Source organism: Collinsella sp. SGI.033, assembly GCF_050315135.1.
Lineage (GTDB): Bacteria > Actinomycetota > Coriobacteriia > Coriobacteriales > Coriobacteriaceae > Collinsella.
This window is the reverse complement of record NZ_JBNPOK010000004.1, coordinates 54,524-69,556: the sequence shown is the minus strand read 5'-3', so window position 1 is coordinate 69,556 and position 15,033 is coordinate 54,524. Positions and strand designations below refer to the sequence as shown.

Here is a 15,033-nt window from a genome sequence, read left to right as displayed (position 1 = left end):
GATACCCCGAGCGGGGGCGCGCTCCTAGAACGTCGCGGACCACAGCCCATGCAGGTTGCAGTAGGCATAGACGGTACCGGTCTTGGAGCCGCCAGCGAAAAACGTCGCGGGCTTCATGCCGGGCTCAAGGTAATGGACCTCCAGGCGGCCCTCGGCCTCAAGCGCGATCCATTCGATGTAGTGCTCGGGCAGCATGGGGTGCTCCGTCGAGCCCACGCGCGCGCGAATGACGTGGCCGTCGCGCTCGATCTCGACAACAGGCACGTGCTTCTCGTGCGCCGCATCCTCGGTGTTTGCCGTCAGCTCCGTGCAGCCGGCAGGGGACGCAACGTCGTCGCCAAGAGCGGCAACGAGCTTGCCGTCGGAGTCTTTAAAGAATTTCGCCATGATGTTCTCCTTTGCTGATGTGCCAATGTTCTCGTTAGTTCTTATGCCCAAAGAGCGCCGAACCATCCATGGCATTGCAAATGAACACATAACGGGTGAGGCAAGCGGTCGGGCCAGGACGAACCGGCGACCTGGCCCAGCCCGGCAGCCCCATCCCGCGCGCAGCTAGCGACCGTCGCCACCGAGCAGCGCCAGAACATCCTCGCGGGTAAACAGCGCCGACGAGATGCCATCGCCGCCGAGCACACTGTTGACCAGGTCGCGCTTGGACTCCTGCATCTGCATGATGCGTTCCTCGATCGTGTCCTTGGCGATGAGCTTGTACACGGTCACGGTGTGCTGCTGGCCAATGCGGTGGGCGCGGTCGGTCGCCTGGTCCTGCGCCGCCACGTTCCACCACGGGTCGTAGTGGATGACCACGTCGGCAGCCGTCAAATTAAGGCCCACGCCGCCCGCCTTGAGCGAAATCAAGAACACCGGCACCTCGCCCGCTTGGAACTGCGCAACCATCTTGGCGCGGCTCTCTTTAGACGATGCGCCCGTAAGCTTAAGGAAGGCGATATCCTCCTTGGCCAGGCGCTTGCCGATGATATCGAGCATGCCCGTAAACTGGCTGAACAGCAAGATGCGATGACCGCCGTCGAGCGCGCCGTGGACGAGCTCCATACACGTATCGAGCTTGGCGCTTCCGGCCTTGTAGTCCGCGTAATGCAGATGAGGATCACAGCAGATCTGGCGCAGCTTGGTGAGCTCGGCAAGTACCTTGAGCTTATCTTTTTTGAACTCCCCGGCCTCGCGGTGCTGCACTTGCTGGGCAATGCGGTCCTGGTTGGCCAGGTAGAGCTTGCGCTGCTCGCCGGTGAGTTGCGCCATCACCGTATCCTCGATCTTCTCGGGCAGGTCGGCCACCACGTCTTCCTTGACGCGGCGCAGCACAAACGGCGACACGAGCGCCTGTAGGCGAGCGGCGCTGTCACCCTCGGCGTGCTCGACCGGGCTTTCGAAGCGCTTGGCAAACGACTCGCGCGTGCCGAGCAGGCCCGGCATCAAAAAGTCGAAGATGCTCCAGAGCTCGGACAAGCGGTTTTCGATGGGCGTACCCGTCAGGGCAAAGCGCACACCGGCCGGCAGACGCTTTGCGGCGCGAGCCACCTGCGTGAGCGGGTTTTTAATGTACTGGGCTTCATCCAGCACCACGCGGGCAAAGTCCTGCTCGACGTACTCGTCGATATCGCGGCGCATGAGGTCATACGACGTCACGACCACGTTATGCTCGGCCACGCCGGCAATTTGCACGCGACGCTGGGCCTTGGTGCCCACAATGGCGCACACATCAATCGACGGGGCAAAGCGCTCCAGCTCGGCAGTCCAGTTGTACACGAGCGACGCAGGGCACACCACAAGCGTGGGCTTAGCGTCCCCCGCCTCCACGCGCGCCAGGATATGCGCGATCATCTGGAGCGTTTTGCCCAGGCCCATGTCGTCGGCCAAGATGCCGCCAAGGCCCAGGTGTTCGAGCGAACCGAGCCACTGGTAGCCATCGACCTGGTAGCCACGCAGCGTGGCCTTGAGCGAGGCCGGCACCGTAAAGTCCATCTTGCCGAGCGTGTCCAGGCGCTCGACGGTGCGACGGAATGCAGCGTCGCGATCGGCTTCGAGCGCGGACGTGCGCGCAAGCATGCTGTCGACGAACAGGGTACTCGACGCGGGAAGCGACACGCCGTCGAGCAGGTCGACAGCATCGACCCCCAGATCCTCGGCAAGACCAAACGCGGCGCGCGCTCCCTCGTCCAGGCGAATGATGTCGCCCGACGTGAGACGAGCAAACGTCTGGTGACGCTTGTAGGAATCGAGGTAGATGGCAAGGTCTGCCGCCGAAAGGCCGCTCGCGCCCAGTTCGACGTCGAGCAGGTTACTCTTGACGGTGGCGCGCACCGAAAGCTTGGGCGCAGGGCGGACCGAGATCTGGCGCAGGCGGTCGCTGAGCATGACCTCGCCCAGCTCGGACAGGGCAGACAGGCCCTCAGTCAGCAAGTGGAACAGGCTCTCGTCATCGCGTTCCTCAAACGCCAGGCCACCCTCGTAAAAGTCGAAATACAGAGCCGCCGTATCCATAACGCGAAACTCTGCCACCTCGTCGCGCGGCGGCACGCCCGGGCGCCGCTCTTCGAAGGGGCTGCCCGGAGCGCCCATGCTAAAGAGATCTGCCGACCAGTCGCCGTAGGTAACCGTAATGTTGCAGGTCACGAGCCCATCATCGACGCCGATCGCCATGGCAAAGCTTGGCTCGGGCGCCACGGTATCGAGCGCAGCGGGCGCGGTAAGGTCGGTGTAGTCGCGCAAGATAGGCAGCGCCATGCGGCAAAACTCACCCACCTGGTCGGCGGCGATATGGACCGGTGTGCGGCAGGGCAACAAGTGCGATAGGAACGGCGCGGCATGTTGGGCAAACGCCGTGTCGGTACGGCGCGCGCGGCGCGTATCGACCAGATAGGCGACGTCGCCCGAGGCAAAGCAGTACGTATCGGCCGGAAGGCGCAAGTCGTAGCTGCCCCCGGCTGCCGGCACAATCTTGGCAGCAATCAGCGGCGGGCGCTTAGCCGGGACTTCGCCCTCCCCTTCCGGCAACGACTCGACCGTCACCTCGTAGGCGCGGTGCGTCGTCGTCCCCCGCGACCAAGCAGGTTCAAAGGACATGGTCCTGCCACGCAGCAGGTCCAGCACGGACACGATGGAATACTCGGATACCGGCAGCTGACGCTCGGCGACAAAACCGCTGCGGGCAAAGTCGTACGATGCCGAGCGCGAGCTCGTAATATCGCCTAGGTAGGCGACCGTCATTGCAACAAAGTCGAGCAGCTTTGCCGATACATCATCGAAAGCCTCGGGCGCATGAAGGAACGTAAGCTTCTTGCCATAGGAGAACGTACCGCCGCGCGCATAGGCATCGGCCATGCCGTCGATATCCTTAACCACGTAGGACACCGAGCCGCAGCGGATGCGAAACTCAAGCGCCCAGCTAAAGCGATCGGCAAACAGCGGATTGTAGTACGGCACCAGCGAGGGCTCCAGCACTGCTTTGGGCGCATCGGGGTCAATGGTGCCAGCGAGCTTGCGGCGCATGGCCACGAGTTTATCCATGCGCGCGTCCGAAAGATCGGAAAGCGCTGCCACAAGGCTCGGGCTCGTGGGCACGGGCGCCGGGAAGGGAAAGTTGGGGTTGACCGGAGATGCGCTGGGCGCGGGGCGTGTGGGCTGCTTGGACTGTGCGGGCGGCACCGTAAACGTGCGGACCGGCGTGCGCAAACCCTCGACGGGCTCGGCGCCGCTGGCATCCAGATACGCCAACGCCGTGGCGATGGCGTGCTTGCACATGCCGGAATAGCGGAAGGCGGCGGGGCAATCGCAGTCGTAGTCGACAACCTCGTGCTCGTCCATATCGAGCGCCACGTGCGTCTTATACAGGTCGCCGCGCGAACCACGCACCGTACCCTCGATATTCACGTTTTTGGAGAAGCGCGAGCCGGAGTCCTCAAACGACAGCACGGCGCCGTTGAGCATGAGCGAACGCCCCTTCATAAAGGTACTGCTGAGCGCCGCCTCCTTACGAAGCGTCTGCACAAACGTCCCCTGCGCCATCGCTTCCTCCAATCTCACCCGGGGTAGCTAATTTGGGACGGGGCTATTTTAGCTACCCCCATATGTCGGTTGAGATGTGTTCCGACCCCGACTCATTCGCCGTCAGCCAAAGGGTAGCTAAAAAAGCCCCGTCCCAAATTAGCTACCCCGCCAACGGCGTCCTTAGATAACCGTCACTCTGCCTTGGTTACCCACGATGGCCTTGGCCTCGGCCAACAGCGGAATCGAGCGTGCGTTGACCTTAGCAGGTACCTCGGCACGCAGCACGCGCCCGTCCGCCTGCTCGATAAAGATCTCTACGCGGTCGCCGCCCGGGTTGGCGGTGAGCACCGTGGCAAGACGCGCCATGTTGCCCTGGCTAAAGCGGCTGTTGGGCACCATGACCTCAAACACCTTGGGCTTGTTGTTCTCCTCGTTGAGCTCAAGCGGCACAATCTCCTGCGCGATGATCTGGTCGCCGCGGTCCGAGCGCTCGAGCTTGCCCTTAATGCGCACAAACGCATCGGACAGCTGCGCGCCGGTCTCGGGGTCGACCTCGCCGTACAGATACCCCTCGGCCTCCTTGAAGGTCTTGGGGAACACCACGACCGTGGCCTCGCCTTCCATGTCCTCGAGCTGCACGATGCCCATGGGGTCGCCGTTTTTGGTCACGCGCTTGGACACGCTCGAGACCATACCGGCCCACCACAGCGCCTTGCCCTCGGGAATCTCCTGGTTGATGGTGCCGCCCGTGGGGTTTTGCACCTCGTAGCCGGTGTCGATCTGCGAAAACGAGAAGTCGCGCGCTTTGCTGAGCGCATACTCAAACGGGCGCAGCGGGTGGTCCGAGACATAGATGCCCAGAACCTCCTTCTCCTGGCTCAGCTTAAGGTGGCGGTCCCACTCCTGGCCATCCGGATCGGGTACGCTCACCTCAAAGCCCGAGCCCTCAACGTCGCCAAACATGTCGAAGAACGACGTCTGGCCGCTCGCGCGATCCTTCTGGCGCTTTGCCGCGGCATCGATGATGTTCTCGGGGTTGTTCTTGTCCACAAAGTGCATCATCTGACGACGCGGATACCCCGTGGAGTCGAAGGCACCTGCCTTGATGAGCGATTCGATCACGCGACGGTTGGCCTGGCTCGAGTCCACGCGCTCGACAAAATCATGCAGCGTCTTAAACGGACCGCCCGCCTCGCGCTCGGCGATAATCGCCTGCGCCACGCCGGTGCCCACGCCGCGGATGCCGGCCAGACCAAAACGCACACCTTCCTTGGTAGCCGTGAACTCGGTACCGGACTCGTTGACATCTGGCGAAAGCACGGGGATGCCGTCGTGACGGCATGCCGAGACGTAGTGCACGATCTTGTCGGTCTTGCCCGTATAGGACGTCAGGACGGCCGCCATGTACTCGTGCGGATAGTGCGCCTTGAGCCACGCCGTCTGCATAACCAAGATGGCGTAGCCGGCGGAGTGCGACTTGTTGAAGGCATAGGACGCGAACTCGAGAACATCGTCCCAAATCTTCTGGGCGACCTCGCGCGTGTAGTTGTTCTTGATGGCGCCGTTCATCCAGTGGTCGTAGGTGGTCTCGTCCGAGCCATCCTCCCAGTGGAGCACCGTCGACGTGAGCAGCTTGATCTTCTTCTTAGCCACGGGCTTACGGATACGCGAGTCCGATTCGCCCTTGGAGAAGCCGCACATCTCGACGGAGATGAGCATAACCTGCTCCTGGTAGACCATGGTGCCGTAGGTTTCGCCCAGGATGTCGTCCAGACGGTCGTCGTAGGAGACGGCCGGCTCCTTGCCGTTCATACGGTTGATGTAGGACGAAACCATGCCGGCGCCCAGCGGGCCCGGGCGGTACAGGGCGATCAATGCCACGACGTGCTTGTACTCGGTGGGCTTCATGTTCTTGATCGTGGCCGTCATGCCGGCGGACTCGACCTGGAAGACGCCGGCGGTGTGGCCGGAGCCCATGAGCTTAAAGATCTCGGGATCGTCAAAGGGAATCTCTTCCTCTTTGATGTCGATGCCGAAGTTCTTTTTGATGTTTGCCTTGGCCTTGGAGATAACCGTCAGCGTACGCAGGCCCAAGAAGTCCATCTTGAGCAGGCCCATGTCGGCAACGGTATGGCCCTCGTACTGGGTAATCTCGACGCCGCCCTTGGTGTCGAGCTTGGTGGGCACGTGCTCGTTGACGGGGTCGCGGCAGATCAGAACGGCGCACGCATGCACGCCCTCGCCACGGGTGAGGCCCTCGATCGAGAGCGCCGTGTCGATGATGCGGCGGGCGTCGTCGTCCTTTTTATAGGCCTCGGCAAAGTCGGGGTTAAACAGGTCCTCTTTGCCGGGTTGTTTTTCGAGCACCTGCTTGAGCTTGACCTTGGGGTCGCTCGAGACCATCTTGGACAGGCGCTGGCCCATGTAGACCGGGTAGTCCAGGACGCGCGCGGCATCGTTGATGGCCTGCTTGGCCTTAATGGTCGAGTAGGTGATGACGTGGGTGACCTTCTCGGGACCGTAGAGCTGGCGAACGTGCTCCACGACCTCGAGACGCCGCTCATCGTCGAAGTCCATATCGATATCGGGCATCTCGGTACGCTGCGGGGACAGGAACCTCTCGAACATCAGACCGTTCTCGAGCGGGTCGAACGCGGTGATGTTCATGGCGTAGGCGACGATAGCGCCGGCGGCCGAGCCACGGCCGGGGCCGACGCCGATGCCATTGTCCTTGGCCCATTGCACGTACTCGGCGACGATCAAAAAGTAGGCGGCAAAGCCCTTGTCGCAAATGACCTTGTATTCGTACTCAAAGCGCTCTTTGATGTTGACGCCACCGATCTCGCGCGTGGCCCAGTCGTCACCGTAGTGCTGGCGCAGGCCTTTCTCGCACTCGCGGCGGAACTGGCTCTCGTGCGTCTCGCCAGGATCGAGCAGCGGGAAGCGCGGCAGGATGATGGAGTCCCAGTCCAGCTCAACGTAGCACTTGTCGGCGATCTCGAGCGTGTTGTCGCAGGCCTCGGGGCAATACGGGAACATCGCCCGCATCTCCTCCTCGGTCTTCATGTAAAACTCCGAGCCGGTCATGCGCATGCGGTTGGGGTCGTCGACCTTGGCGTTCATGCCGATGCACATGATGACGTCCTGCACGGGCGCGTCCTCGCGGCGCAGGTAGTGGAAGTCGTTGGTGGCGATGACCTTGACGCCCACCTGTTTGGCGATATCAATGAGCGTGCGGTCCATCTGCTCGTCGGTCAGGCCGTTATCGGTGGTGATGCCGTGTTCCTGGATCTCGATGTAGAAGTCACCAGGCTCGAAGGTATCACGGAAGGTCTCGGCCCACTTGATGGCGCCTTCCATGTCACCGCGGTCGATGTATTTGGGGATGATGCCCGCGATGCAGGCGCTGGTGCAGATCATGCCCTTGGCGTGGCGGCGCAGGTTGTCGAGCGTCACGCGCGGCTTGTAGTAAAAGCCCTGCACGGCGGCCTCGGAGACCGTTTGCATCAGGTTGACGTAGCCCTCCTGGTCCTTGGCCAGAAGGATCATGTGGTAGAGCTCGGGTTTGTGGTCGCGGGCGAGCGTCTCGTCCGGCGTAAAGTAGACCTCGCAGCCAAAGATGGGCTTGATGACCAGAGGCGGCTTGAGCTCGTCGATATTGCCCTTCTCGTCCCACATGGCCATGTCCTTCACATACTGGGCATGCTCGCGCGGGTTTGCCTCGGGATCGGGCTCCACCAGCTCGTCACGGCGGTCCTTTTCCAAGAAGGCCTTGTCGTGGCTCCACGTTTTGTACTCGGGCGTATTGTGGTTGACGGCGTCGCAGGCCAGCGCCAGATCGGGCACGCCATACATGTAGCCGTGGTCGGTAATGGCCACGGCGGGCATGCCCAGCTCTACGGCACGGTTGACCATATCCTGGATACGGGTTGCGCCGTCGAGCATGGAGAAAACAGTGTGGTTGTGCAGATGGACGAATGCCATGTGATGAGCTCCGATGCGGGTTCGTGTTCTGACTGAACGATTTTACCCCACGGCACGGACAGCGCCCGAACCTAGCCAAACCCACACGGGTAGCTAATTTGGGACGGGGCTTTTTTAGCTACCCTTTGACTGACGGCGAACGAGTCGGGGTCGGAATACATCTCAACCGATGTATGGGGGTAGCTAAAAGAGCCCCGTCCCAAATTAGCTACCCCTGAGCTGCAGTGGAATCGAAAAGGATTCCACCGCACGTTATTGAGGGCTAGAGGTTGTAGGTGACCACCTGGGGCTCGGCGAGCTCGACTAAGACAGCTGGGGCCGTCTGCTCCACGCGGACGAACTTGACGGTCACCGTCTTAAAGCCCGCCTTATGCAGAACATCCGAATAGACGCGCGCCTGCAGGGCGTGCTTCTCGAGCAGCTGGTCGGGTGTCTCATCCGGCGTGCCACCCGTCTTGTAATCGATGACCAGTGCGCGTGACGGATCGGCCGGGTCGGTCGCCAGCGCATCGATGGCGCCCTCGGCATATGCACCGTAGCGGGCAATGTCCTTGTCCTCGCAGCCCAGCGAGAAGAACGGCACTTCGGCACGGACGCACGGCCAGGCAAGAAGCTCGGCACGGACCGACGACCTGAGCCAGCGATTCAGGGCAACGTCAAAACGCTCGCGCTGCTCCGGCGTCAGGCACCACAGGCGCGTCAGCGCATCGGCACGCTCAGCGGGCAGCGCATCGGCACCCATCTCGATGAGCCACTGGCAGGCGGCATGGAACGCCGAGCCCAGCGCCATGGGGTTGCCGGCGGGCTCGGCAGCAACCACGTCTGCATCGGCCATCTCCGAGCCATCCGACTCGGCATCGTCGCCCGCCTCGTCCATGGGAACACGCGCCTCGGCGGCACGGTCTTCCGTCTCGGCATGGAGCGCCGCGGCGATCGACGAATAGCTGTACGAATCACGCGCCGGGAACGGACACGTGCCCATGCGCACGCCCGCCGCCTGGGGATATACGAGTTCAAACGAATCGGGCATGGGGTCGGCAGGACCGGGCACGGTTGAGTATGCAGCATTATCGGCGACATCGGTATCGCCACGAACGAGCCTGCCCTCGGCATCCAGCGAAGCGTTGGCCTCAAACGCCTGCTCGCCAAAGGTAAAGTCCGAAAGCGAAATGAGCTCGTAGTCGCCCGGCTGGGAGTTGTCGAATACCAGGCGGTCGGCATCGAGCTGCGGCATGTCCAGAGCGTCGGTCGGCAGAATGCGGCGCAACACGTCGTAGGTCAGATCGGTCTCGACATCGAAGGTCGGCACCGTCACCTTGCCACGGCTCACGCCCGCATCCATCGCCAAGATCACCAGCTCGCGCGCACGGGTCATGGCAACATAGAGCAAACGGGCCCGCTCCTCGAGCGAAAGCTGCAGGTCGTCGTTGCGCAGGCGGGCAAATGCCTCGGCGGGAGAACCCGTCGCACAGACGTCCTCCATGAGCTCCGGCGGTAGCCACAGCGACGTGCCCTTGCCCTTAAACGCATGCTCAAACTGCTTTTTGACGTCATCGCCCTTTACGAACGTACCGTCCGAGAGTTTAACGCCGTCGAAGCGTGCCGGCAGCGCCACGACCTGCGCTCCGCCCCCGACGCGACCCATCTGTGCCGCACCCGAGGACTTACGCACGCCAAAGCACTCGGCGACCGCCACGACCGGATATTCCAGACCCTTGGAGGCATGAACCGTCATGATGCGCACCGCGCCGTCGCCCTCCTCGTTGAGGGCGCCCGGGGCCTCCTTGCCCGCCAGGAAGCGATCGAAGGCAAGCGCAATGGAGCGCGGCGAGTTACCGAACTCGGCCTCCGCCTCGGCCACGGCATCGAGCGCCTTGAGCACGTTGGCGGCGATGGCCTTGCCCTCGGGGCCGCGCTGCGCCAGGCGCACGAACCAGCCGGAGGCATTGACCGCGTCGCGCGCGATGGCGGCGAACGAATCACGCCCCACGCGACGCAGTGCGTAGCGCAGCACCTCGCGGGCACGCGTCACGAGCGGCAAGCCCTGCAAGCCCGGCACATCGGAATCGCTCATGATGCCCGCATCGATGTTGCGGCGCGACGTCTCGCCCGTCTGATCGTCGAGTTTGGTCGCCAGCGCCAGGAACTCCTGGGCGCCCAGCGCAAACATCGGCGAGGCCAGCAGTGGCATAAGACCCTGCGCCGTATCGGCCGGATTGGCGAGGGCACAAACCAGGGCGCGCACCGTCTGCACCTCGGCAGCTTGGGCAAAGACCGAGCCGCCCGCGATGACGCAGTCGAGCCCCTGGTCACGGAAGGCCTGTGCGTAGACGTCTGCGTTGGTCATGCGGCCCAGCAGCAGCACCATGCCGCCCTGGGGCTGGCCGGCATCGGCAAGCGCGCGGAATCGCTCCGCGATCGCGCGGGCCTTGGCCTGTGTGCGCTCCTGCGTACTGCCGCCGGCAACAAAGAGGGCCTGGCGGCGCGAGGCATCCGCCACCAGCGTGTCCTTGCGGCCGTCGCTCGCCTCAAGATCCAAAAAGCCCTGCATCAGGCCGCCGTCATCGCCGTCAAAGACGCGGGCCACATAGCGCAGCACCTCGTCGTGGCTGCGGAAGTTGCGCACGAGCTTGACGAGCTCGCCGGCGGGGGCATCGGACGTGGCAACCGTCTCCGACGCCGCCGTCGATTCCACTTTGCGCTCCTGGCGACGGAACACCTCGACCTCGGCGCCGCGGAAGCGATAGATCGACTGCTGCGCATCGCCCACGGTGCACAGCGCGCGCTCCCCCGCACCCGTCAGGTAGCGGATTAGATCGACCTGCATCTGATCGGTATCCTGAAACTCGTCGATCATGACCATCTTAAAGCGGCCCTCGTACGCAGCACGAATGGCAGGGTAATCGCGCAGGGCCTCGTAGGCCATGCGCAGCAGGTCGTTATTATCGAGGGCGGACTGGGCAGCCTTCAGTGCGCGATACTCGGCCTCTACAGAGCGGGCCAAGCCCACCAGTGCATCGAGCGCGGGGGCACCGCAGGCAAGCACGATATTGATAAATGCATCGGCGGCCTCGGCCTTGAGCAGCTCGACCTGCTCCTTGGGGAACGCCTTGCTCGCGCGCGGCATGGTGCACGACATCATGAGTCGCGCCGCATCGGCCATGGTCTTGCCGCTCGCCTCGAACGCGTCGATGGCGTCGAGCGCCGTCTGCGCCTTCTCGGTCGCCGCCTTGCTTGCGCCCAGCGCCGCGCGATAGGCATCGGCGAGCGCCGAGGTATCGGCCTGGCCGCGCGCCACGCACACGTCGTCCATACCGCCCGGCAGCTGGCTCGAGAGCTCCAGCAGGTCGCGCACCAGGCCCTTGATGGTCGTGCCGGCACCAAAGGGGCCGCCCTCGCCCGCCATGGGATACCAGGCGTAGAGGGCCTTGAGCGATGCCGCGAGCTCGGGGGCGGCATCGGGTGCCGTCGCGCGGGCCAGCACATGCTCAACAGCCTGGTCCATGAGCTCGTCGGTATCGGTGAGCACCGTGAACTCGGGGTCGATGCCCAACTCCAGCGCGTGTGCGCGCAGGATACGCGAGCACATGCCGTGAATGGTCGAGATCCACGCGTCGTCGACGGTCAGCGCTTCCTCGTCCATGCCCTCGTCGATAAGCGCACGGCGCACGCGATCGCGAATCTCGGCCGCGGCATCCTTGGTAAAGGTAATGGCGAGCACCTGGTCCAGATGCTCGACGAACGGGCCGGATTCGGGCGAGAGCGCGTAGACGATGCGGCGCGTGAGGGTAAAGGTCTTGCCCGAACCGGCGCCCGCCGAGACAAACAGCGGACGGTCGAGCGTCTTGACGATCTGCAGCTGTTGCGGCATCAAGGTCGAAAGATCCATGGTCTACACGTCCCTCCTTACAAACGTTCCTTCGTGGTTATACGAGCAGCGGGCATGCGCGGCCTGCGTCGACGCCGGGTCGACAGCAGTGACGTTGCCCGCCTCGAGTTCGCGCAAGCGCTCGGCGATGCCGGCCTCCACGCGATCGAGCAGGGCGTCGAAGTCCATGCTGCCACCCTCGCCGGGAAAACCTTTCTTAAGGCCCGGGATGCGACCGTCGCCACGCTCCTCCTCGAGCAGCTCGGCGCTCGCGGCACCGCGCAACGCGGGCTTGCCGCCCTTGGTCGAAAAATAGAGTGCCGCACGGGTATCCAAATCCAGCGCCCGGCGCATGGCCTGGGCGTAGATGAGCGTTTGGGTATGTGGCGGCAACCAGCGCGGATCGTCGATGGGCGCCGTACCCGATTCCTCGTCGCGCACCGTGGGGTCGGCGAGCTTAAACTCCTCAACGCCCGTGCGATGCTTGTAGTCAATCACCACAGCGCGATTCTCGGCATCCACATCCACGCGGTCGATGCGCCCGCCGAGCGGCCAACCGGCATACTCGACCTGGAGCTCGTTGAACGCAAACTCCAGGTAGCGCGGAGCGAAGGGGGCAAGCGCCTCGGACTCGTAGGCAAGCACGCCCTCCAGCTGCGGCAAGATCTCGGCCACCTGACGCTCCTCCACCGGCGAGAGCGGCACCAGCGGGCCCTCGTTGCCACGCTTGCCGGCGTGCTCGGCCAAGGTCTCGGCAAAGACCTCGTGCAGCAGCTCCTGCGCACGCGGCAGGTTTTCGGGCGTCACACGCTCCATGCCCTCTTGGGGCAAGCGGGCATGCAGATGTTCCAGCACGTCGTGGACAAAGTTGCCCTTCTCCATGTTGCCAAAACCCGCGTCGATAGACTGGGGCTTAACGCGATACGAGACGAACCAGCACAGCGGGCAGGTGGAATAGGCCTCGATCTGCGAGGCAGACGTCAGACGCGGTACAAGCGGCGCGTCCTCGCCCTCGCCGTCCCGACGGCGCAAGACCAGATATGGCACGGCCGCCTCGCTCAAATGCTGAGGAGCCTCGCATACCACGCGCTCGCGCTTGAGGCCCTTGCCGGCTGCAGGGTCAAAATCACCTACGATATCGCCCTCGCCCACGCATGTCACCTGAGCGGCACCGGTGGCCTCGGCATGCGCCCGCAACTCGGTCCACACGGCAGCCGGATAGCACTCGCGCGCCTGGCGATCGTGCGTCACGCGCGCAAGCGCAACCGGGCCACGTGCCGCCCGCATCGCGTGGCCAAAGCGCACGCGCAACAAGGCCGCAGGCTCAAGCGTCACGCCCTCGCGACCAAGGCTCGCAGCCAACGTGGCCAGCGGTCCTTCCTCGTGTGAGAGCGGATAGCTGTCCAGATCGACATCGGCAAACAGCACGGCATCGTAGCTGCCGGGGCGCAGAGCCGCCGCATCGGCAAGCGAGGCAAAGCGAACCTGGGCACGTGGCGCACCGTCAACCTCGTAGGTCTCGTAATCGTAGGCGGTGCTACGCTTGTCCACCTTGGTGCGAATGCCATCGAGCACGGGCACGGTCGCGGCCTGCGACACGTCGAGCGCGCGGGCGTCATTCATAAGGATGTCGATGGCGTGGCGCAGCAGGGCCGTCTCCGCTTGGCGACGAGCTTGGCCATCCAGGCTGCCCAGCGAGCGATCGGGCAACGCCTCGGCAACGGCAAGCATGGCCTTGAGCGCCGTCACGGGCTTGTCGCGCCACAGTGCCTGGAACACGTCCGAGACCACACACGGTACGTTCTTAAACCAGTTTTCGTCGCTCGCCGCCTTGCGTGCGCCCCTCACCTGGCCTTGCACGCTCTGCAGCAGGCTCTTAACGCCCGCGGTAGTCTTGCTACGCGAGAGACGCATATTCTTATCGAAGATACGGGCATTGGCGGCATCAGCGCCCGAAAGCGGACTGTAGATCCAGTCGGTAAGCTCCGGCGCGGGCCACCACTCGGTCTTTGACGCCACACCCTCATCGGCCGCCTTCATGCGCTCGATCAAGCTGGCAAGCGCCGCAAACTGCCTGCCCGCAATGGATTGGGAAAACGCCGTGAATTCAGTTGTCTCGGCAGCGATATGACGAGCCGCCAGACGAGAGGCAAGCTCACCGAACAGCTGGGGTGCCCGGGCAGAAACAACGAGCACGCGTACGGGGTCGGCGGAGAGGCCGGCGGTATCGTCGACCCCAAAACCCTGGCGCGCTTTTACCAGATCATCAATTGCGTCCGCATAAGCATGAGCGCGGGCGTGGGGGCCCGCGACCTCAATAAAGGCAGGCTGAGCGGTGGTTCCACAAGCGGCATCAGACGCGACGGCGTCCTCCCCCAGCGGCGCGACCTCAAACAGCACACCGCTGGCATCAAATGCCGCGGCAAGTTCCTCGCGCATCGCCGCCTGCTCGCGAGCAAGCAGCACGACGACCTCTCCCCCACTGTTCGCCACAGCAGACAGCAGCTCGAGCAGACCGTGCGTAAACGACGTGACGCCGCGTACACAGACGGCACGGGCGCACGCCGGCAGATTATCGGCCAGAGCGCTGGCCATAATGTCAGCCGCCTCGCAGGGCTCGACCATATCTCGACGGTCCAAACCGCCCGCGTAGGCACGCAAAAGCTCGAACACACGAGCCTCGGCATCGCTTTTTGGCTCAGGCCGGCAATTGTTGCCACGGCATCGCTCGGCAGCTGTCCCCGCCACACCTGGCAGCACATCGCGGGCCATGCGCGCAAGCATGCGCACCGTGCCCTGGCTGCGCGAAAGCGGCTGCAGGTCGACATCATCGAGACGCGTGACCATGTCCGAAAACAGCATCTGGCGCTGCAGGTTGTCGACGAAACCGCGCCCGTCGCCCAAAAGCTCCCAAAGCGAGCGAAGCCACGACGCGGGCGTCTTGTAATCGATGCCCAGCGAAACGCCGGCTTCCGCCGCATCATGACGGCACAGGTCGAGCTCGGCAAACGTTGGCGCCAGCAGCACGGCACGCCCGTGGCGAGCAATAAGGTCGGCAAGCAGCGCCGACTCGGCATCGCTCAAATCCGTGCCGGCATTAGTGGTATAGATTCGAACAGGCATGGCCCTCCACTCAAACTGTTCGCAATAATCAATGCATCCATCCTACCCGC

The 15,033-nt window shown here is 63.7% G+C and carries 5 protein-coding genes; all 5 read right to left on the bottom strand.

All coding sequences use genetic code 11. The features are described from left to right. Nucleotides 1-24 precede the first annotated feature (24 nt). On the bottom strand, nucleotides 25-387 hold the full coding sequence (locus ACQRC0_RS02350; protein ID WP_427727454.1) for a desulfoferrodoxin family protein: 363 nt from the start codon (nucleotides 385-387) through the stop codon (nucleotides 25-27). A gap of 165 nt (nucleotides 388-552) precedes the next feature. Beyond that, nucleotides 553-4,026, bottom strand: a complete 3,474-nt coding sequence (locus ACQRC0_RS02345) for an SNF2-related protein (protein ID WP_427727453.1) — start codon at nucleotides 4,024-4,026, stop codon at nucleotides 553-555. 162 nt (nucleotides 4,027-4,188) lie between these two features. Further along, nucleotides 4,189-7,992, bottom strand: coding sequence for a DNA polymerase III subunit alpha (gene dnaE / locus ACQRC0_RS02340; RefSeq protein WP_427727452.1), 3,804 nt, complete (start codon nucleotides 7,990-7,992; stop codon nucleotides 4,189-4,191). Between the two features lie 262 nt (nucleotides 7,993-8,254). After that, nucleotides 8,255-11,881, bottom strand: coding sequence for a UvrD-helicase domain-containing protein (locus ACQRC0_RS02335; protein WP_427727450.1), 3,627 nt, complete (start codon nucleotides 11,879-11,881; stop codon nucleotides 8,255-8,257). A gap of 3 nt (nucleotides 11,882-11,884) precedes the next feature. Then, a complete protein-coding gene (locus ACQRC0_RS02330; protein WP_427727448.1) occupies nucleotides 11,885-14,983 on the bottom strand; it encodes a PD-(D/E)XK nuclease family protein in 3,099 nt (1,032 codons plus the stop codon). Nucleotides 14,984-15,033: the final 50 nt, after the last annotated feature.

What these genes read in the sequence shown, in the direction of transcription:
- ACQRC0_RS02350 (WP_427727454.1), bottom strand. Translation starts at nt 387, where the DNA reads ATGGCGAAATTCTTTAAAGACTCCGACGGCAAGCTCGTTGCCGCTCTT.
- ACQRC0_RS02330 (WP_427727448.1), bottom strand. Translation starts at nt 14,983, where the DNA reads ATGCCTGTTCGAATCTATACCACTAATGCCGGCACGGATTTGAGCGAT.
- ACQRC0_RS02345 (WP_427727453.1), bottom strand. Translation starts at nt 4,026, where the DNA reads ATGGCGCAGGGGACGTTTGTGCAGACGCTTCGTAAGGAGGCGGCGCTC.
- dnaE (WP_427727452.1), bottom strand. Translation starts at nt 7,992, where the DNA reads ATGGCATTCGTCCATCTGCACAACCACACTGTTTTCTCCATGCTCGAC.
- ACQRC0_RS02335 (WP_427727450.1), bottom strand. Translation starts at nt 11,881, where the DNA reads ATGGATCTTTCGACCTTGATGCCGCAACAGCTGCAGATCGTCAAGACG.